The organism is Pseudomonas sp. VD-NE ins (assembly GCF_031882575.1).
Taxonomy (GTDB): Bacteria; Pseudomonadota; Gammaproteobacteria; order Pseudomonadales; family Pseudomonadaceae; genus Aquipseudomonas; species Aquipseudomonas fluorescens_BZ.
This window is the reverse complement of the sequence record NZ_CP134772.1, coordinates 4,350,782-4,371,402: the sequence shown is the minus strand read 5'-3', so window position 1 is coordinate 4,371,402 and position 20,621 is coordinate 4,350,782. Positions and strand designations below refer to the sequence as shown.

Annotated in this window: 13 protein-coding genes; 10 read left to right on the top strand and 3 right to left on the bottom strand. The window is 58.2% G+C overall.

The genetic code is table 11. The annotated features are described in order from the left end of the window. Positions 1–328: 328 nt before the first annotated feature. From RMV17_RS19405 to mnmH, 7 genes are all read left to right on the top strand, one after another. Positions 329–1,174, top strand: coding sequence for a hypothetical protein (locus tag RMV17_RS19405; RefSeq protein ID WP_311881776.1), 846 nt, complete (start codon positions 329–331; stop codon positions 1,172–1,174). Positions 1,175–1,517: 343 nt separating this feature from the next. Then, a complete protein-coding gene (locus tag RMV17_RS19400; protein ID WP_311881774.1) occupies positions 1,518–3,521 on the top strand; it encodes a type VI secretion system tip protein VgrG in 2,004 nt (667 codons plus the stop codon). After that, entirely contained in the window at positions 3,518–4,384 is an 867-nt protein-coding gene (locus tag RMV17_RS19395; RefSeq protein WP_311881772.1) for a DUF4123 domain-containing protein, read from the top strand. Before RMV17_RS19400 ends, RMV17_RS19395 begins: the two co-directional genes overlap by 4 nt. Beyond that, positions 4,381–7,968, top strand: coding sequence for a toxin VasX (locus RMV17_RS19390; protein WP_311881770.1), 3,588 nt, complete (start codon positions 4,381–4,383; stop codon positions 7,966–7,968). Before RMV17_RS19395 ends, RMV17_RS19390 begins: the two co-directional genes overlap by 4 nt. Continuing rightward, entirely contained in the window at positions 7,958–9,067 is a 1,110-nt protein-coding gene (locus tag RMV17_RS19385) for a hypothetical protein (RefSeq protein WP_311881768.1), read from the top strand. The genes RMV17_RS19390 and RMV17_RS19385 overlap by 11 nt, the downstream gene beginning before the upstream one ends. Positions 9,068–9,396: 329 nt before the next feature. Continuing rightward, entirely contained in the window at positions 9,397–10,431 is a 1,035-nt protein-coding gene (gene selD / locus RMV17_RS19380) for a selenide, water dikinase SelD (protein ID WP_093433889.1), read from the top strand. Beyond that, a complete protein-coding gene (gene mnmH, locus RMV17_RS19375; protein ID WP_311881764.1) occupies positions 10,431–11,534 on the top strand; it encodes a tRNA 2-selenouridine(34) synthase MnmH in 1,104 nt (367 codons plus the stop codon). The genes selD and mnmH overlap by 1 nt, the downstream gene beginning before the upstream one ends. A 116-nt stretch (positions 11,535–11,650) precedes the next feature. Here mnmH and RMV17_RS19370 read toward each other — a convergent pair whose 3' ends face one another. After that, on the bottom strand, positions 11,651–12,325 hold the full coding sequence (locus RMV17_RS19370) for a histidine phosphatase family protein (protein WP_311881763.1): 675 nt from the start codon (positions 12,323–12,325) through the stop codon (positions 11,651–11,653). 404 nt (positions 12,326–12,729) lie between these two features. Between RMV17_RS19370 and RMV17_RS19365 the strand changes: the two genes are divergently transcribed. The 3 genes from RMV17_RS19365 to hemB all read left to right on the top strand — a co-directional run bounded on the left by RMV17_RS19365 (position 12,730) and on the right by hemB (position 16,148). After that, positions 12,730–14,136 (top strand): hypothetical protein, encoded by a 1,407-nt coding sequence (locus RMV17_RS19365; RefSeq protein ID WP_311881762.1) that lies wholly within the window; start codon positions 12,730–12,732, stop codon positions 14,134–14,136. An 84-nt stretch (positions 14,137–14,220) separates the two neighbouring features. After that, positions 14,221–14,919, top strand: a complete 699-nt coding sequence (locus tag RMV17_RS19360; RefSeq protein WP_311881760.1) for a glutathione binding-like protein — start codon at positions 14,221–14,223, stop codon at positions 14,917–14,919. Between the two features lie 254 nt (positions 14,920–15,173). Beyond that, positions 15,174–16,148 carry a porphobilinogen synthase gene (gene hemB / locus RMV17_RS19355; protein WP_047300672.1) on the top strand — a complete coding sequence of 325 codons (975 nt, stop codon included), beginning with the start codon at positions 15,174–15,176 and terminating at the stop codon, positions 16,146–16,148. A 128-nt stretch (positions 16,149–16,276) separates the two neighbouring features. Here the strand turns inward: hemB and RMV17_RS19350 are convergent, their stop codons facing one another. After that, positions 16,277–17,812 carry an FAD-dependent oxidoreductase gene (locus RMV17_RS19350; protein WP_311881755.1) on the bottom strand — a complete coding sequence of 512 codons (1,536 nt, stop codon included), beginning with the start codon at positions 17,810–17,812 and terminating at the stop codon, positions 16,277–16,279. A gap of 396 nt (positions 17,813–18,208) precedes the next feature. Further along, a complete protein-coding gene (locus RMV17_RS19345) occupies positions 18,209–20,413 on the bottom strand; it encodes a TonB-dependent siderophore receptor (RefSeq protein ID WP_311881752.1) in 2,205 nt (734 codons plus the stop codon). Between the last annotated feature and the right edge of the window lie 208 nt (positions 20,414–20,621).

The following is a 20,621-nucleotide window of genomic DNA, read 5'->3' as shown; positions in this document are numbered from 1 at the left end:
CATATAAGAGTTCAAGCTATGGTGACGTGGATGTTTAGAGCAGATTCATAGTGCGAACCAGGTCATCGCCTTGAAAATACAGGGTAGGGTGCGTTGTATCCTATCCATACAGAACACGGATTTTATAATGTGTTTTACAGTTTTATCTAAAGTTTTTATTGCTCTTTTGTCAGAGATGACAATGACTATATTTTTTTATGGTGTTGATCGGTCTTTTTACTTCAAATACTTCTAAAGTACTGTCATTTCTGACAGGTGACATTTTTTATGTGAGGTTCATTCTCTACCTGTGTGCGGTCTGGATTTTATAACTGGTAGAGAGGTGTTTATGAAAACTTGGGCGAACTTGTATGCTGTAGAGGCAGCTCATGGTCTATGGATCAATCAAGTAATACGGGTGATGGTTTCGGAGAGTAAGCCCGACCCAGATTGGCGGGAAGATCGAAAAATGCATATAGCTGCTGAGAATATATTTGATCCACTTGATACAGGAGACATGGATAAAAAATATTATGGTGAGGGTCGTTTTGATGGTTGGTGTGAATGCCGAGCTGATGTAACGACTTCTTGGTATTACATTGATGGGTTATTTGTAAGTGGTGCTGTTCAACAACGCTTTCGTGCTCAAGGACCATCAGCTTTACCGCGCCAACCGAGAATTCAGCCATTCAGAGTGTTTAACTTTCTCGGTATGGACAACTATCGAATGTGCACGGTGAATGTGGATATTGATAATTACACTCCGGATGATTTGGCAAGATTGGTGCTTTCGTACTTTAAAGGGAGAATTGATCTTGGAATCAGGTCGGGTGCCGGTGATCCAAACGGGGCAAGGCGTTATTATCAGGCAATAAGAAAGATGGTGTACTCGAACTTTTCTTCTTTAGGTCTAATAGATCGAAAGCTGATTGAGGGGGGAGGGGAGGGTCGGCATTATAAAAATCTGTTGTACGCAGTGGTTGCGACGGGCACAGTTGCGAAGGTGGATGAAAATCAGAAAATCGAACTTTCGGGTGCGAACAAGTTGATTGCTGAGTATGGTCTTGATTCAAATTATCCTATTGTTTGTAGTTGGGTTCTTGATTCTGCGCCAAAATGGAATCTGGATTTTGGAGATATTGGCTTGGACTTTCTTTTTGACTTTGTTACCGAAGTTGTGGATGCGGCAGTCTAGGAACTTGCTGGAGAGAAGGGCATCATTACCTTTCTTCCTTGCCAGACAAACTGGGCGTCGGCTACTCCGGCCAACTGTCCAACGACAGCAACGACCACGCGATGACCATCAGCTTCAGCCTTGGCTTCTGATTTAGGGTCGAAGCACTTTTAGCCGCCCGTAAGGGCGGTTTTTTTTTGCACGGGGAAAAAGTCGCGGTCATGTCTGTAGGAAACATGGCCTGAGGTCGACCGTTTCTCCCTAGTCAGAAAAACCTTACGTCAAACATCGAATCATCTGACTTCACCGATTCAGCCGTCGCCCCCCACAGTCTTGTGTCTTAAACAGACACAGGGAAATGTGGATGCTGACTGCTGGCAAGTCCGTGATGTTCAGACTCGATATCGACGGTTTTTTCCATGAACTCCAGGTCTTCGAGTTCAGCGCGAAGGAGGCGCTCAATCGAATCTATGAGGTCGAACTGGACGTGGTCAGCGAGCGGCCCGACCTTGATCTCGAATCCTTGCTGCACCGTCCCGCCTTCCTGTGCTTCGGTGCCGACGGCGCTGGCATTCATGGGCAGGTCTATCGAATTGCCCAAGGCGACTCGGGCAAACGCCTGACCCGCTACCAGATCACTCTGGTGCCGCATCTGGCCTACCTGGCGCATCGACATAACCAGCGAATCTTTCAGCAACAGAGCGTGCCGCACATCATCGCGAGGGTGTTGGGTGACCACGGCATGCAAGCGGATGCCTGGCGTTTCCAGCTCAGTGCCGACTATCAACCTCGCAGCTACTGCGTGCAGTTCGCCGAGACCGACCTGCACTTCATTCAGCGCTTGTGCGAGGAAGAAGGCATTCACTTTCATTTCCAGCACCGCCGCGATGGGCACCTGCTGGTGTTCGGTGACGATCAAAGCGTTTTCCTCCCGCCAGCCCAGCCCACGGCCTATAAACAGGGCAGCGGCATGGTTGCCGACGCGGCAGTGATCGACCGTTTCAACGTGCGCCTGGAAACGCGCACCACGCAGGTCAGTCGCCGTGATTACCACTTTGAAAAACCCAACGTGCAACTGGATGCCGAAGCCAAAGAAGCGCGGGTGCCAGCGCTTGAGGATTACGCTTTTCCCGGGCAGTTCACCCACCGTGATCGCGGCAAACACCTGAGCCAGCGAGCCCTTGAACGCCATCGTGCCGATTACCGGCAGAGCCACGGGCGCAGTGACCAGACCCTGCTGCGCAGTGGCAGTTTCGTCGACATGCGTGAACACCCGCGCGCCGATTACAACGGTTTATGGTTGCTGACCAGCGTCAAACATCTAGGTCGACAACCGCAGGTGCTGGAGGAGTCGGCGAGTGTCGAAAGCCCAGCGGACGGCTTGACTCAGGGCTACCGGAACCACTTCGTCGCGACGCCATGGGAGGTCAATTTTCGTCCCGCACTCGAACATCCCAAATCGCGCATCAGCGGCAATCAGCACGCCGTGGTGACGGGGCCGCCAGGCGAAGAAATCTACTGCGATGCGTATGGCCGGGTGAAGGTCCAGTTGTTGTGGGACCGCGAAGGGCAACTCGATGAACAATCCAGTTGCTGGTTGCGCGTCACCACCGGCTGGGCCCATGCCCGATACGGCAGCGTGCAGATTCCCCGCGTCGGCATGGAGGTGCTGGTCGGGTTTACCGAGGGCGATCCAGACAAGCCGTTCGTGCTGGCGTGCTTGCCCAACGCGGCGACGCCGGTGCCGCTGGACCTGCCGGCCGAACAGACGCGCAGCATTTTTCGCAGCCAGAGCAGTCCCGGCGGCGGTGGCTACAACGAGCTGCGCATCGAAGACCGCAAAGGCGCCGAAGAAATCGCCATTCGCGCCCAGCGCGACTTTGCGCAACGCGTGCTGAATGACCAGCGTGTGCAAGTCGACAATCAACACACCCTGGTCGTTGGTGGTATCAGCAGCCAGGAGCTGCGCAGCGACGAACACCATGTGACCCACGGCAATCGCCTGACCGAACTCAAGCAGGACGATCACCTGTGGGTGCAAGGCGACCGCCACATTCGGGTCGCCAGCCAGCGGCTCAGCGCCGGCCAGGAAATCCACCTCGGTGCCGGTCAGCAAGTGGTCATCGACGGCGGCACCCATGTGACGATCAAGGCCGGCGGGCATTGGTTGACGTTGGGGCCGGAGGGGATTTTCAGCAGCGTGCCGATTGTTCAGGGTGGTGTGCCTGCACTGGGAATGGCGGCGGAGCCGTTGGTGCCGGGGGCGGTGCCGTTGTTGACGGTCGCATTTGATCCGGGTCAACAGCGACAGGCACTGGTTTCGAAGCGCCCTGCGCGCTGCCAGATTTGCGAGGCCGCGCCAGCATGAGCGTGTTGACTTCTTTTCCAGAGGGTTTGCCTTGGGGCGAGCAGCAGGCCTTTGTACTGCTGGACGGCGCGACGATCAGCGATCTGCCGCAGCGCCTGAAACAGATCAGTCCGACGGCCAGCAGGCTTGCCCTCTACGACCAACCACCGTTCTCAACATTGCGCGATGTCTCGCCATTGTTGGTGGCGATCGAGCAACCCGACGATCCGTTGGCGCAGTTCTATCTGCATAGCGCGCAGGAGGAGTGGGGCGTGTTGTTGTTCAGTGCCGCGCCCCTGCACTGCGTCGCCGAACACCTGCGCAAACTGATCACGGTCGAGTTGCCGACCTGCCCGACAGTGCTGTTGCGTCTGGCGGATGCGGCAGTGGCGCAGGCGTTGTTTGCCAGTGCCGATCAGTCTTTGTTCGGGCCTTTGACCTGTGTAGTGACAGCCGACGTCGTCAATGACCTTTGGCGCCTTCAGCGGCCCCGGCAGGTGGAGTGTCCAGCGCTCGCCGTGCCTTACCGCTTGAGTCCTGAGCAGGACGTTGCGCTGGATCAGGTTGACCGACGCCGAACGCTGCTTGAGCTCGATGCGCATTTGCTCCGCTACTTCTCCGAGCGCCATAGCGGCGAGAGTCTGGCACAACGCTGGGGCGTACTTGATCAGTTGGAAACTCAAGCGTCTGCCCTTGGCCTCGGCGGTCCCTCTGCGTTGTTTTATTACGCCAACGTCGTGTTCTGGCTCGGCAGCAGCGAGTTCGAACAGCATCCGCAAATCCATCACTTACTCCACACGCCCTCGCTGCAATCACCCGGCGAGCGCGTCGCGCTGGCTGCGGCCCTGGCGCATCAGTGGGCAGCTGAACGAGGTCGATCATGAACCATCCCGCCAACCTCGCTGCTGCCGCGGCGTCCAAAACCCCCATCGGTTCTCCCGGCGCCTGCCCATTGCGGCAAACCCATGTGCAACTGTTGCCCTTGGCTTATGGCCTGGTGGAACGACCTCACGACCCGAGTGCTGAGCTGGCGCTACCGCATGCCCTGACCGCGCGGCCAATGGGCATACGCCGGTTGCGCGATGGCTGGCTGTACATCATCGACAGCCTCGGCGGCGAATTGTACGAATACCGCGTGCTGGACGGGATCGTTACTGCGCTGCTGCACCAAGGTAAAACCGTTACTGAGGATCAGCGCGCGGCCATCGAAGAGCGTCCGGCGTTGATCTTTTCCCGCAAGAGCACGCTGTATGTGACGTTTGCCGAGGTGCAGTTGACGGCTGCCAAGTGCCGGCAGGTGTTGGAGAGCAGCGAGGAGCGTGAGCACTTCATGCAGGCGGTCGATTTGGGGCCGGTCAATTGCCTGGTTGGCGGCGAGCATTTGTTGACCGTCGAGCAGACCCGGCAATGGCTGGCGGAAGTGGCGACTGGCGCTGAACCCGTTGCCGAAACCGATGCGACGCGGATGCCGGCGGTGCAGGTCAGCGACGCGCCGGAGCACGAACGCGAGCCGTATCTGTGGGAACAACCGCGACGCTTTCGCGAGGCGCACATCGGTGAATTTCTCGGTCGGGTGCGCGGGCCTTATCAGGACGACACGCTGTTTCTGCTGGTCAATGATGACTTGGGCGTGATGCGCGATCTGGCCGAGTATCAGGACACAGTCGTTGGCTGGGTCGAAGAGTGGAGCAACAGTGGCAACAATGAACGTGATTACCTGCTGGCCAGTTACATCGAGTCCCTGAGCCAACTCGGCAGTGCAGATTTCGACAGTCTGGCCAAGGCCAGTGACGATCCGCGAGCCAAAGCTTTTTATGCCGAGCTGGAGCAACTGCCCGAACCGGATCGGGAAAATACGCGCAAGGCGTTGCTTGAGTATTTGAACAAGGGCGGCAAGGTTGAGCCCGCTTCTGCGGAGGCAACGCCAGAGCTTTCGCAACTTCGCGAAAAAGCCCTCGACGATTCGCTGGCGCTGAACCGGTTTGACGACGTCGCCCCGGATTTCACCGCGCATGGCCGCGTCACCGCCGAAGCGGATAGACGCTTCTATACACGCGAGTATTTTGCTGAAGTCGCCCCGGCCGATTTCGTCGACCGGCACCTTTCGACACTGGTCGACCTCGGCAAGAGTCAGGACCGGCGCATGCGCGACGTGCTCGACGGCCCGTTCCTCAGTGGCAAACGCGGGGTCAACGACCTGATCGACCGTCCGGCGATGGACGACGTCCTCAACCGTCACCGCGACAACCTCGGCCGCTGGAACCGCTTGCTCGAACGCATCACCGCCGACCGCACGCAGTTGCTGATCGCCGGACGCTTCCATCGCGCGGCGTGGTACTTCGACGCACAAGTCGCGACGCAAATCGGCCAGGCCCTCAGCACCGAATACGCCTGCCTCAAGGACCTGTGCCGCAGCGACACGGCCAGCGAAGAGATGCTCGGTTATCTGGAGCAGCATCCAGAACTGACCCGCACGTTGTTCCACACCTTGTCGCTGCGCCTGCAAGCCCAGCAAGCCGGGCAGTATTCAACGCTGTTCAACGCCGGCATGGCGATGTTCAACAACCTGCCGGACTGGTTGGCCAAACTGCGCAAAATCGAGCATCCGCAGTTGCCGGCCGTCGACGAACTGCCCGAACACACCCGGGTCGTCGCGGCTGCCGTGCAGGACACCTACAGCCCGGCTCTGAATCTCGGTCTGAACCGCGTACTGGAAGGTTTCGACCTGTCGGGAGAAAAAGTCCCCGAGCTGGAAGAACTGTTCCAGCGACTGCCCAAAGCCTTGCGCCTGCGCCTCTTCGACGCGGCAAAAACCAGCGGCGTGACCTTCACCGTCGCCAGCCCCGCCGAACAATCCGCGCTGCAAGGCGCGATCAAGGAAATGCTGCGCGAACGCGAATACCTGAAAACCCTCAACCGCGAACGCAACCAGCTCACCCACAACAAGAATCGTCAGGGCCATAAAACGGCGCGGGCGGTGGAGTTGCAGGAAGAGATTGTGCGGGTGCGAGCGCAATTGACGCTGTTCGAAGGACGGTTGGCGGCGGCGTTGAGCCCTATCGAAGAACTGCCGGATCGCTCGGCCCGGCTGTACGGCGCGACACCGGCTCGCGCAGGGGTGACAGTGGTGTTTCCACCGGCGCAGCAGGGGGAGTTGAGGAGTTTGTTGGGGAATATTCGGTTGGGAGTGAGTGGGGTGTCGGCGGGGAGTTTGGTGAAGACAGAGGGGATGGGGTTGGTGGTGGTTTTGGTGCAGGTCGTGAATTTGGTGGGGGCCGTGCGTGAAGCTTTTAGCCAGACACGGGATCGACGTAAGTTGACGGAGTTGGTCGCACCAGTCGTGGCCACGAGCGCTGCAGGATTCACTGCTGCGCAAAGCCTCGCAGATACTGCTATGAAAGCTCGTAGCACCGCTCTGGCCGCAGGGCTTCAAAGCCATGCTATTCAGAACGTTTATGTACAAATGGGGAAAATGCATGTGGGATTGGGCCTCTTCACATATTTCTCAGGCTTGCTTTCTTCAATGAGCAGTCTTCTCACCCATCAAAAAAACTGGGAACAGGCGACACGAAGCGGAAATCGTCCGGCACAAGGAGCTGCTGCCCTAGCCGAATTAGGGACTAGTGGAATGCTGACGGTAAATGCATATGGGGTCGGTAATACTGCCCACGCGACAGTAAAGGTATTAACCGCATCCAAAGCGATGCGAACGGTCGCTTGGGCAGCAGCAGGCACACGATTGTCAACTGTATTCTTTCGCTTCAATCTGGCCGGAGCGCTTTTTACTGTGCTTGAATTGAGCGGCTCATGGCTTTACAGCCGCTATAACATCAGTGCTCATGATAAATGGCTGAAGCTCACGCCTTGGAGTCGGGATGCCGATATGCGTGGTGACCATACACTGGAGGACTACCAAAGTTATCTGGCCTTTTTGATTCACGCGCCTTACGCCCAACTTGGGCCAAATCCATACGATTCTTGGCTGAAAAACCTGCTGTTTAAAGCCAAGCCCAGCGACATACATCTTGTACTACCAAGATTGACGCTGAATGATCTGTTACCTCCCTTCGGCGGTAACCCGACGCATCGTTTAGGTATCGGCGCGCACCGCATTTCTATTCCGTTGCACAGCCGAGGAACTCCGCGAGAACAGCGGGATATTATTGGCGACGAAATTGTCAGTAGCCTGCGCATAGTCAAGTCCACTACTGACGGGCTGGTGCTCTGTCTTCAATACCCGGTAACCCCTGATTCTGAATTCATTCCGGCAAAGGAAACGCTGGAACTGGCGGTTTGCATCCAGGCATTGAATGAAAAAGGTGAGTGGGCATCGCGCACTCGTATCATTCATTTGAATCCTCGCGGAGACGGACATTTTGCGGTAGTTGATCCGCAACTGGTAAAGGAAAAACCTCCAGTTCTGCTGGTCGAAACTCAGTTTCTTGAGCGAGCGGATCATGCTGAATGATCGTGATATCTCAACAGGAAGGCCGCTCCTTGAACAGCAAGCAAAAGCCGGAGAAGTGGAACCGTTTTCAAGTGGAAGTATCACTTATCTTGCACCACTTCCATTGCCAACACTGATTCCACCTTACGGCCCTCATATTGGTGATTTAAATGACCGATATCTGGATTTCGGCTTTGGATCACCGCAGGTTTTCGCATGGCAGGTCATATTGGGAGGGCCGTTAAGTGGGGCCGTTATGACCGCGTTTCTTTTTCCCGCGATTATCGGCTGCATTGGATTAATGTTTGGATATGACATCACCTATACATGGGAGCTTGTTGTTGATTTTTTCTATGTCATCTATCCATATGGCAATTTCGCAGCTTTACTGAGTCTGACCATCGGCCTTGCCGTCTGGCACCACAACCACAAAAAACGCGCCTCAATCATCCCAACCCGCTTCAACCGCCAACGCCGCGAAGTCTGCTTCATGCCCGCAGGCGAAACCGAACCCGTCTTCGTCCCATGGGAATCACTCTCCGCCTGGATCATCGAAGCCCAAGGCGCGACCCAATACGGCATCCACCGCCAATACGGCATGGGCATCGGTTTCTACCAAGGCGAAACCCTCACCAGCCTCGAATTCCAATGCGCCGGCCTGCCACTCGCGATCAGCCACTGGGAGGCCATCCGTGGCTACATGGAATACGAAGTCAACGACCTCAAATCGATTCAGGACCTGCAAGACCTGCAAGGCCCCGACGACCCATCCCACGAAGGCCTGCACACTTTCCGCAATGCCCGAGCGCTCATGCATCAGCAGATCCGCGAAGGCACACGAACAAGGCTGTCGGGCTTCTTCTGGTACCTCTACCACGTCATGACCTTGTGGACGATTCCCAACCACCTCGTCGAATGGGAAGTGCGCCGCCTCGAAAGAATCGGCAAGCAAGCACTGCCCGACCTCATGCGCCAGTGGTCAGAACCGCTGCCGCAAGACCAATGGGCCAAACCCAGTGAAGAGCTGCTGCGGCTGAGTGAACAGGTGCGGCAAATGCAAAAGCGCCAGCCACATCGACCGATCACCGAGATCTTCGCGCAGGTGCAACGCGAGCGTTAACAGAGCAAAAAACCGCAGGCAGCGATTTTTTATTCGTGCGCTCTAAGGTAAAGCCGAATATCGCAAACAGAGACGGACAGTTTGCGCAGTTCGATGTGGCGCCGGCGGGGAGCAGTGGCCGTTGGTTTTTCGTCAAAAAACCTCTTGCGCCCTTCAGTGACGTTTGCGGTGGCAAGTTGATTGCCTTCGCGAGCAGGCTCGCTCCCACAGGGGAGTGCGGTGCAAATGTGGGAGCGAGCCTGCTCGCGAAGGGGCCGCTCGGTCAGTGCAAAAATCTGCTGCCGCGCGCTCTGCTAGAATCGGCCCCATCAACAGCCTGAGACTCCCCCATGAGCGAGCCGATTCGTCTGACCCAATACAGCCACGGCGCCGGTTGCGGCTGCAAGATTTCCCCGCAGGTGCTGGAAGTGATTCTGGCCGGCAGCGGCGCACAGAACCTTGATCCGAAACTGTGGGTCGGTAATGCCTCGCGCGATGACGCGGCGGTGTACGAGATCGATGCCGAGCGCGGTGTGGTCTCGACCACCGATTTCTTCATGCCGATCGTCGACGACCCGTTCGACTTCGGCCGCATCGCCGCGACCAATGCGATCAGTGACATCTATGCGATGGGCGGCGATCCGCTGATGGCGATCGCCATTCTCGGCTGGCCAGTGAATGTGTTGGCGCCGGAAGTGGCGCGCGAGGTGATTCGCGGTGGCCGCGCGGTATGCGATGCGGCGGGCATTCCGCTGGCGGGCGGGCATTCGATCGATGCGCCCGAGCCGATCTTCGGCCTCGCTGTCACCGGTCTGGTGGAAAAGCGCCACATGAAGCGCAACGACACCGCGACCGCCGGTTGCCTGCTGTACCTGACCAAACCGTTGGGCATCGGCATCCTCACCACCGCCGAGAAGAAGGGTAAATTGCGCGCCGCCGATGTCGGCGTGGCCCGCGACTGGATGTGTACCTTGAACAAACCCGGCAGTCGCTTCGGCAAACTCGCCGGCGTTACAGCGATGACCGACGTCACCGGTTTCGGCCTGCTCGGGCATCTGGTGGAAATGGCCGATGGCAGCCAGCTCACCGCACGCATCGCCTATGACCGCGTACCGCGTCTGGACAGCGTCGAGTATTACCTCGATCAGGGCTGTGTGCCCGGCGGCACGTTGCGCAACTTCGACAGCTACGCGAGCAAGGTCGGGCGCGTGCAGGAGCTGCATAAACGCGTGCTCTGCGACCCGCAGACCAGTGGCGGTCTGCTGATCGCGGTGACGCCGCAAGGCAATGAAGAATTCCTCGCTGTCGCCGCCGAACTGGGCCTGAACCTTGCGCCAATCGGCGAACTGGTTGAGCGACAGACGAACGCAGTCGAGGTGATTTGATGCTCCGCGACTGCACTGACTACCGAGACATTTTCCTCAACGACCGGCCGCTGATGGATGCCCGTGCGCCGGTCGAGTTTCACAAGGGCGCGTTCCCCGGCGTGATCAACCTGCCGCTGATGAATGATGTCGAACGGCAGAAGATCGGTACCTGCTACAAACAGCACGGGCAGCAGGCCGCCATCGAGTTGGGCCATCAATTGGTCTCGGGCACGGTGAAAGCCGAGCGCATCCAGACCTGGGCCGATTTTGCCCGCGCCCATCCTGAGGGTTATCTCTATTGTTTTCGTGGCGGCCTGCGCTCGCAGATCACCCAGCAATGGCTGCGTGACGAGGCGGGTATCGACTATCCACGTGTTGCTGGCGGTTACAAGGCGATGCGCAACTTCCTCATCGATACCCTTGAACAGGCCATCGCCCAGTGTGATTTCGTTTTGCTGGGCGGCATGACCGGCACCGGCAAGACCGAAGTGCTGGTGCAGTTGCGCAATGGTCTGGACCTGGAGGGCCACGCCAACCATCGCGGCTCCAGCTTTGGCAAGCGTGCCACCGGGCAGCCGTCGAACATCGATTTTGAAAACCGCCTGGCCATCGACATCCTCAAGAAACGCGATGCGGGGATCGCGCAGTTTGTGCTGGAGGACGAGAGTCGGGTGGTTGGCAGTTGCGCCTTGCCACTGCCGTTGTATCAGGGCATGCAGCAGTATCCGATGGTCTGGCTGGAAGACAGTTTTGACGATCGCGTCGAGCGCATCCTGCGTGATTACGTGGTGGATCTGTCGGCAGAATTTGCTGCGGTGCACGGTGAAGATGGCTTTACTTTGTTCTCTGAACGCCTGTTGGAAAGTCTGAACAACGTGCAGAAGCGGCTGGGTGGCGAGCGCCATCGACGGATGCTGGTTTTGATGGAGGACGCCTTGGCGGAGCAGGGGCGCAGCGGCGCGGTGGATTTGCATCGCGGCTGGATCGAAGGGTTGCTGTGTGAGTATTACGACCCGATGTATGTGTTTCAGCGCGAGAAGAAGGGCGGGCGGATCGAGTTCGCCGGGGAGCGTTGGGCGGTGCTGGAGTATCTGCGTGAGCGGATGAATCAGAAGGTTTGATAGTGCTTTTGCTGGCCTCATCGCTGGCAGGCCAGCTCCCACAGTGATTGTCGTTGTACACAAAACCTGTGGGAGCTGGCTTGCCAGCGATGGGGCCGGTTCAGACAGAAGATGACTCAGGTCGGGCAGGTTTCCTTGCCATGATCCAGCCCCTGCTTGTAGCTGTGGCTCTGCAGGCTGGCCTTGCCGTTGTGCCAGGTCAGGGTCAGCACGTACAGCGAGTCAAAATCGTTGCCCGCCCAGTCGTCGGTGATGTTCTGTTTTTCGCCGACTGCTTTGCCCGCCACCTTGTTGATCAACTCCGGCAGATAGCCATGGGACCAAGCGGTGTAGATCGTCGAGTTGTGATACTTGTCTTCCAGCAGTTCGCGGGCCAGATCGCTGGTGTCGTTGGCCGAGAACTCGATGTTCACCGGCAGACCGAGTTTGATCGCGGCAGGGCTGATGGTCATCAGTGGACGAATGTAGCTGTAGGAGTTGTCCAGCTCACCTTCCTCGACATTGCGCGTCGGATTGGCGGCGAACACGTAATCGGCCTTGCCGAATTTATCCGGCAGCAGGGTCGACAGATCGATCGCGCGGTTCAGGCCCTGACAGTTGAGCTGACCGAGACCGCCCTCGGGTTTTTCCGCGTGGCGCAGGAACACCAGCGTCTGGGTGCCGTCCACCGGTTGTGCGCGGCTTTCGCTGGACTCAAGCGACAGGAACAGTGCGCTGACGGCCAGCAGGGAAGGCAGGGCCACATACGCGCGATGTTTGAAACGTTTGGCGAAACGCATAAGGTTCGTCATGAAATAAAAGGTTCTTCAGCAAATTCGGTTAAGGCTGACAAACCTTTACACCGCGGGCTCCCAGCACCGGGTGTTTTCCCTGTCACGAACGGCTTCCTTTGCAATAAAGGCATAGCTCAGAGTCCCCTGAGGCCGATTTGGTTCGATCCATGCGAGTGCGTGGCACTTTAGCGGCAAACTTCAACGGCTTGGGCACAGGTTAGCGACAGGATGTTACGGTTCGAAGCGGCTATAGACCTTTTGATCCTGATCCAGAAGAACGCATAAAACGCTCACGTATGTGCAATACATATGTACCGCACCTGGCGATTTTTAATCGACTGCAATGGCGCATATGCGATAAGCGAATATCGCGATGTCTGCCCGGCTTTTCGTCTGGCAACTTTTCTTGAATAAGGATTTTCATGGTCATTGCTCGTAAAACCGCCACCTCCTCGTCGCCCGGCCGCGGACCGGTAGACCCAGGCCCGAGTCGTAAAAGAGGCCGCGTACCCTCCGACGACGGGCCAGCCTGGAAGAGTTCTCACCTTGATGAGAATCAGGCGCGGGAGACTGCTGCCATTCAACCGGACCTATCGCTTGCCCGTGTCAGGCCTTCTTCAGTGCAGTCTGCCGAGGTTTTGCCGATTCGTTCCGGGGTCCTGTCACTTGAAGACTATCGCTTGAAAGCGCCCGACAGCTTGCCTGCGGCCAATGCACAGGGCTTCAGGGTCATCAAGGATCGCCTGTACGTAGATATCGCCGCGGGCGAGATCGCTCTGGTTCGGCAAACCGCAACAACCGGCGAGTATCGGGCGACATTGGTGTCCGAACGGACCGCTTCGGGGCCGGTGCTGGCCTTTGATCCGCAAAACAGGATATGGAAACCTGAAGTTGCTCAATCGTCCCCTGACAAGGGTGACGTCATTCATATCGATATTGATGAGCTGATTCGCGGTATCAGAAATGATTCGACTGAAAAACACCGTGTGCATGATGGTAACGACGACTCGATCGAGCGCGACACGTTAACGGAAGCTGCTCTGGTTGCGCGTGGGTTGACTCAGTTTTCGCCCATTCAGGCCGAACTCATTCGTTCGGAGTTGCGAGTGGTCGAAACCGTGTTCTCTGATGCCAACGACGTCATCGCCATGAAGCTGCCAGACGCCGATACGGTTTACGAAAGTTTTTTTGGCGCTGACCACCGAATCGTTGCCGCGCAATTCGCTGATTCAGTCGCGCGCGGCCTGGCGCTTTCCAGGGAGTATCAAGGTGTCTGGGGCGGGGATAAATTCATCGGGGTCGACATTGACAACCAGACCACCGCCTGGATGTACAAAAGCGATTTTCATGGCCGGTTCTTCATCAACCGCAAGTTCATGAAGAGTGGGCTGTTGAGCATGTCGTTCGGCCATGAAATGTTGCACACCAACAGAGTCGATCGATTCAAGTCCATCGGGGCGAACGCTGCCGATTTTTTCTATCTGCACGGAAGTCAGCGGGCTTTGCTGAACTCGGACTCGCGGACTGTTTACGACGTCCCGGAGCGTGGCATTTCCGACGCGATCATGCGCGGTGGGTTAACGGTCGATTACTTGAAAGCCACCACTGACAACCACGACAGCTTCCTGATCGGTGTCAGCGATTATCTGGGAATCCCCGATGATCTGGATCTTGATGAAGCGGTCAGGCTATTCAATGCCGATTCGCAACTGCGCGCGCGCATGGCTGCGAACAATGCCGACAGCCTTATTTTTGCGGCCAAAAGCCTGCAAACGTGGTACCACAACAAAATCGAATACGCGTGGCTGGATAGCCTTATTAATGATTGAGGTGGGCGTGCACTGGCCAAAAGATCGCAGCATCCGACAGCTCTACCTTATGATCAGCCTTTAATCAGTGACTGGATGCTTCCCATGACCGATCTGTCCGCGTTCCCGATCACCCAGAAATGGCCGGCGCAGTACCCCGACTGGATTCAGCTCTATTCCTTGCCGACGCCCAACGGCGTGAAAGTCTCGATCATGCTCGAGGAAATCGGCCTGCCGTACGAGCCGCATCGTGTCGGTTTCGACACCAACGACCAGCTGTCGGCCGAGTTCCTGTCGCTGAACCCGAACAACAAGATTCCGGCGATCCTCGATCCCCATGGCCCCGAGGATCAACCGCTGCCGCTGTTCGAATCGGGGGCGATCCTGATTTATCTGGCCGACAAAAGCGGCCAGTTGCTGGCGCAGGAAGGCGCGTTGCGCTACGAAACCATCCAGTGGCTGATGTTTCAGATGGGCGGCATCGGCCCAATGTTCGGCCAGCTCGGTTTCTTCAACAAATTCGCTGGCAAGGACTACGAGGACAAACGCCCGCGTGACCGTTACGCCGATGAAAGCAAGCGCCTGCTCAAAGTGCTCGACGGTCGGCTCGAGGGCCGTGACTGGATCATGGGTGAGCGCTACACCATTGCCGACATTGCGACGTTCCCGTGGGTGCGCAATTTGATCGGGTTCTACGAGGCGGGTGATCTGGTTGGCATCAGCAACTTCCCGAATGTCACCCGCGTGCTGGAGCGTTTTCTCGCGCGCCCAGCGGTCATTCGCGGCCTGACCATCCCCTCATGATTTTCGGGCTATACACATAACCTTGTGGGAGCTGGCTTGCCAGCGAAGAGGCCGGCACAGTCGACATCAAGGTTGACTGAACCACCGCCATCGCTGGCAAGCCAGCTCCCACAGGGATTCACAGTGTTTCGAAAGATTATTACACCCCCGGTAATGCACTCTTGATTGATCCAGGTTTGTACCCCACCCCCCGCAAGGCATAAGCTTCGCCCCCTACGACTTTCGTCTCATCTGCCGTTTTCAGGAAAGGCCCCATGTCCAGTCAGTTCCCCGAAGCACGTCCCCGCCGTCTGCGCCGCAATGCGAGCCTGCGCAGCCTGTTCCAGGAAACCGAGTTCAGCCTGAACGATCTGGTGCTGCCGATTTTCGTCGAGGAAGAAATCGATGACTTCGTGCCGATCAAGAGCATGCCCGGGGTGATGCGCATTCCCGAGCGCAAACTGGCCAGCGAAATCGAGCGTTATGCCCGTGCTGGCATCAAGTCGGTGATGACCTTCGGCGTGTCCCATCATCTGGACAGCAATGGCAGTGACACCTGGCGCGAAGAAGGCCTGGTCTCGCGCATGTCGCGCATTGCCAAAGATGCCGTGCCGGAGATGATCGTGATGTCCGACACCTGCTTTTGCGAATACACCGATCATGGCCACTGCGGCGTGATGCACAACCATGAAGTCGACAACGACCAGACACTGATCAACCTCGGCAAACAAGCCGTGGCAGCCGCCCGCGCCGGTGCGGACGTGATCGCGCCGTCGGCAGCGATGGACGGTCAGGTGCGGGCGATTCGCCAGGCGCTGGACGCCGCCGGGTTCACCCAGATTCCGATCATGGCCTATTCGACCAAGTTTGCCTCGGCGCTGTATGGCCCGTTCCGCGAGGCCGGTGGCAGCGCGCTGAAAGGCGACCGCAAAAGCTATCAGATGAACCCGATGAACCGCCGTGAAGCACTGCGCGAATCGCTGCTCGACGAGCAGGAAGGCGCAGACGCGCTGATGGTCAAACCGGCCGGTGCGTACCTCGACATCATCCGCGACATCCGTGAGGCATCGAACCTGCCGCTGGCGGCCTATCAGGTCAGCGGCGAGTACGCGATGATCAAGTTCGGCGCGCAGGCCGGGGCGATTGATGAGGATCGTGTGGTGCGTGAGAGCCTGGGCGCGATCAAGCGTGCGGGTGCGGATCTGATCTTTACTTACTTTGCGATGGATCTGGCACTGGCCGGGATCTAGAGACCACTGCACAACCCTGTGGGAGCTGGCTTGCCAGCGATAGCGGTGCATCAGTCAACATTGATTTTGACTGTGCTGACGCCATCGCTGGCAAGCCAGCTCCCACAGGTTCTTGTGGTGTTTTTGGGTCAGGGGCAGGCGAAGAACGGGCGGATCCCGTGATCGCGGAAATACCGCTCAATCACCTTCGGATCCGCACTGTTCTCGGCAATCGCCACATAAGTATCCGGGCGCAGCAGATAAAAACCGTTGCGCCCCAATCCCGCCGTTTCAAACGCCGGACGCCAGTCGAACACATGCAGCGGTAAATGGTGTTCATTGCACCAGGCAATCATTTCGTCGCTGGTGTCGCCGTACACATGCACCTGCCAGCAGGGCTGTCTGAGCGGTTCGTAATTATCCCCCTCACCATCATGTGCCCACGGCAAACGGTCGCCGCCGTGCACGTGGCCGGCTGCGCCCTGGCTCAGCGGCATGCCGCGGTAGTTGAGGGTGACCTGCGAAACGGTGCGAAAAAGGAACTCGCGACTGGCTTCGAACGAAGCCATTTTCGGGATCAGAAACGGTGCCACGCGCATGCGCAGCAGGTCTGCCATACGCCCTTCGGCGGTGACGAAACTGAAGACTTTGTCGGTGGTCGACACCAGTCGACGGGCGAAGGCAATGCGTTCGGTTTCGTAGCTGTCGAGCAGGCCCGGTTCGGCAGCGCCGCTGAGCACGGCGGCAAGTTTCCATGCCAGATTGATCGCGTCGCCGATGCCGGTGTTCATGCCTTGACCGCCCGCCGGGCTGTGCACATGCGCCGCATCGCCGAGCAGAAACGCGCGGCCTCCACGAAAATGCTCGGCCACGCGGTGATGCACACGGTAGGTCGAGAACCAGTGCACGTCTTCGATATGCACTTTCAGGTGTTCGATGGCGCGGCTGCTGACATCGGAAAATTCCAGGGTTTCGGCGCGATCCGCACGTTCGTCACGCACAGTGCCGATCAACCGTGCGCGGCCTTCGCCGGCCAGTGGAAACACGGCGAGGAAGTCCGCTTCATCCAGATCCAGGTGCAACTCGCCGTTCATCGCCGGGCCGCTGGCCTTGACGTCGGCCACGTAGAAAATCTGCTGATAGGTGCCACCGGGGAAACCGGTGTCGAGGGTTTTGCGTACCACTGAGCGGGCGCCGTCACAGCCGGCCAGATAACAGGCCTGGCAGATTTCCTGTTCGCCATCGGGCAGGCGTAAATGCGCGGTGAGGCCGTAGCCGGTTTCTTCGAAGCTTTCCAGCGTGGTGTCGCGCTCGACCGTCACGCCGTAGTCTTCGAGGCGCTCAATCAGCAGCCGTTCATGTTCATCCTGCGGGAAGATTTCGACGAACGCATAAGGCGTCAGGCCTTCGCCGATGCGGTTCAGCGGCAACTGCGCGACCGGTTTGCCGTTGACCCAGAAATTCGCTGCCGCCACCCGATGGCCGTTGCGCACGATGGTGTCGGCGAGGTCCAGTTGTCGGTACAGCTCAAGGGTGCGCGCCTGCACCGCCAGCGCTCGCGAAGTGGTGCCCTGCGCGGAGGTTTTATCGATGATGCGCACGCGCACGCCGAGTTTGCTCAGCCACAGGGCCAGCACCAGCCCGGTCGGGCCGGCGCCGATGATCAGGACGTCGCTGCGGTTCATGGGCCTGTCCTCCGTTTGCTGTGCAGCAAGTATGGATCAGCAGGAGAGGGTGGCCAGTTGATCGGCCAGACGGGGATGTTTTGAGGGTGTTCGGCGGGGGTGCTGGTGTGTGACGCAAATAGTGGCCCCTCACCCCAGCCCTCTCCCGAGGGAGAGGGAGCCGATTGGGTGCTTTTCAAAACCTGAGTTCGACTCGATATTTCAGGTCGGCGTAACTCGAAAGAACACTACGGTCAGTCCCCCCTCCTTTAAAAGGCGAGGGGAAAAGGGAGCCGATTTAGGTGCCTTTCAAAACCTGAGCTCAACTCGGTGGCACACGTCGGCTTAACTCGAAAGAACACCTCGGTCAGTCCCCTCTCCCTCCGGGAGAGGGTTAGGGTGAGGGGCTTTTCAGCGTTAGAAATCAATAGTCCCGGACAACTTGGCAACCCGCGGTTCACCCTGGGTCAGATACCCACCCTGAGCCGATTCCCAATACTTCTTGTTCGCCAGATTCTCCACACCCAGACGCACGGTTACGTCTTTCTCCGACACTTTGAACGCATAACGTGCACCCGCATCGAAGCGGTTCCAGGTCGGCAGGCTCAGGTTGTTCGCCGCATCCGCGTATTGACCGCCGGTACGCAGCATCCGCGCATTCAGCGCGACACCTTGCAGGCCCGGCACGTCCCAATCCGCACCAGCGTTGAACTGGAAGGTAGGCACGCCGATCGCACGGTTGCCGTCGTTGGCGCCGTTGAGGGTGTTCTTCAGTTCGGTGTCCATCAGGGTCAGACCGCTGATCAGGCGCAGGCCCTGGATCGGTTCGCCGAACACGTTCATTTCCACGCCTTTGTTGACCTGCTCGCCCTCACGCACGTAGGTGCAGGTGGTGGCGCTGTCGATTTCGCAGTAACCGTCGCTTGGCTGTTCGATGCGATAGACACCGAGGCTGGCGCCGTAAGTGCCCATGTCGACTTTCACCCCGACTTCGGTCTGCTTGGAACGTGCCGGTGCGTAGACTTCGTTGCCGTTGGTCACGCGGAAGCCGCCGGTGCTGGTCGGCGAGGTTGGGCCCTGAGCCAGGCCTTCGATGTGGTTGGCGTAGAACGACACGTGTTCCCACGGCTTGAACACCACGCCATACACCGGCGTGGTGATCGATTCGTCGTAGCTCGACTTGCGATCGCCGCTGCCCCAGCTGGCGTAGTTGTAGCCTTGGACGACCAGTTGCTGGCGACGCAGGCCGGCGGTGACCAGCAGGCGATCATCGAAGAAACCGAGGGTGTCGGAAATCGCAATGCTGCGGTTGAAAGTCTTGCCGACGATGCCCGGATCATTCAAGTCGCCGCCGGCAAAATTGCCCACCGGCGACGGTGTTTGCACTGGGTGATAGATGTTGTTGGCGTATTGGGTCAGATCGAAATCATAGGCGCTGCGCTGCTCGGCCCAGATACCGGTCAGGCCGAAGTTGACCTTGTGACTGATCGCGCCGGTATTGAATTTGCCGTTGAGGCCAGCCATGACGCTGGTGTTGTCTTCATCGTGGGGGACGAACGAACCCGTGGTAAACGACGCGCCGCTGTTGCCAACCAAAGTGGTCGAGTTGTAGCGCCCGACTTCGCGGGTGTGCTTGGCGCCGCCGGCCGCGTAGGCGGTCCAGTTGTCGTTCAGGTCGTATTCGGCGCGGAGCATGCCGAAGGTGTCTTCGATGTCGGTGTAACCCCACTTCGGCGCGTAGTTGGTGTCGGCCGATGGCGCATCCGGAATGTGTGTGGCGGTGCCGAGGTTGACCGAGCTGCGGCCACCGTTGACGCGCTCTTTCTGGTAGGCGAAGTCGCCGGAGAGGCGCAGGGCGTCGCCGCGATAGTCGAGGCCGATGGCGAACAGTTTCGAGCGCTGGTTCTCGTGATCGATACCGGTGTCGCCTTCACGCTGGGACAGGTTGATCCGGGCGCCAAAGCGGTTGTCTTCACCGAAGCGCTGGCCGATGTCGAAGTGATGACCGATACGGCCTTCGCTGTTGATGTCGGTGGTGTAACGACGCAGCGGCACGTCGCCAGCGCGTTTCGGTTGCAGGTTGACGCCACCACCGATGCCGGAACCGGTCGGAGTCACGCCGTTGATAAAGGCGTTCGGGCCTTTGAACACTTCCACGCGCTCCAAGGCGTCGGTGGAAATGATCTGCCGTGGCAGCACACCGTACAGGCCGTTATAGGAAATATCGTCGCCGTTCAGCGGCAGGCCGCGAATCATGAAGACCTGCGCCTGGTTGGAGAAACCGGATGCCTGACGCACCGAAGAATCGTTGAGCAGCACGTCGGCGACGTTTTCGGCCTGTTGATCCTGGATCAGCTGTTCGGTGTAGGACGCGGCGCTGAACGGCACGTCCATCATGTCCTGATTGCCGAGCACGCCGAGTTGACCACCACGGGCGACCTGGCCACCCGCGTAAACCGGGGGCAAGGCGTTGGGCGCCGGGGCTTGGGCGTTGACGTTGACGTCGTCCAGCACCAGCGCTTTGGTATCGCCTTCAGCGGCGTGAGCGGTGACAGTCAGGGAGCACAGCAGGGCGAGAAGCGTCGGGCGAAACGGGACGGCGAGTCGAGCTGGAGCGGGCATGTATGTACCTGGAGGCGCACGGCCGGTGAGAAAAATAAGGGCTGCGCGGGAACTCCTTGCGCAAATGCGACTCCAGGTGCAAATGATAGTTTTTCTCAGTAACGTTTTGCAATCAGTTTGTCATCACCTCTCAAAACACACATCACCTGTAGGAGCTGCCGCAGGCTCGGGCCGCGATCGGACGATCTTTTGATCTTGTTTTTAAAAT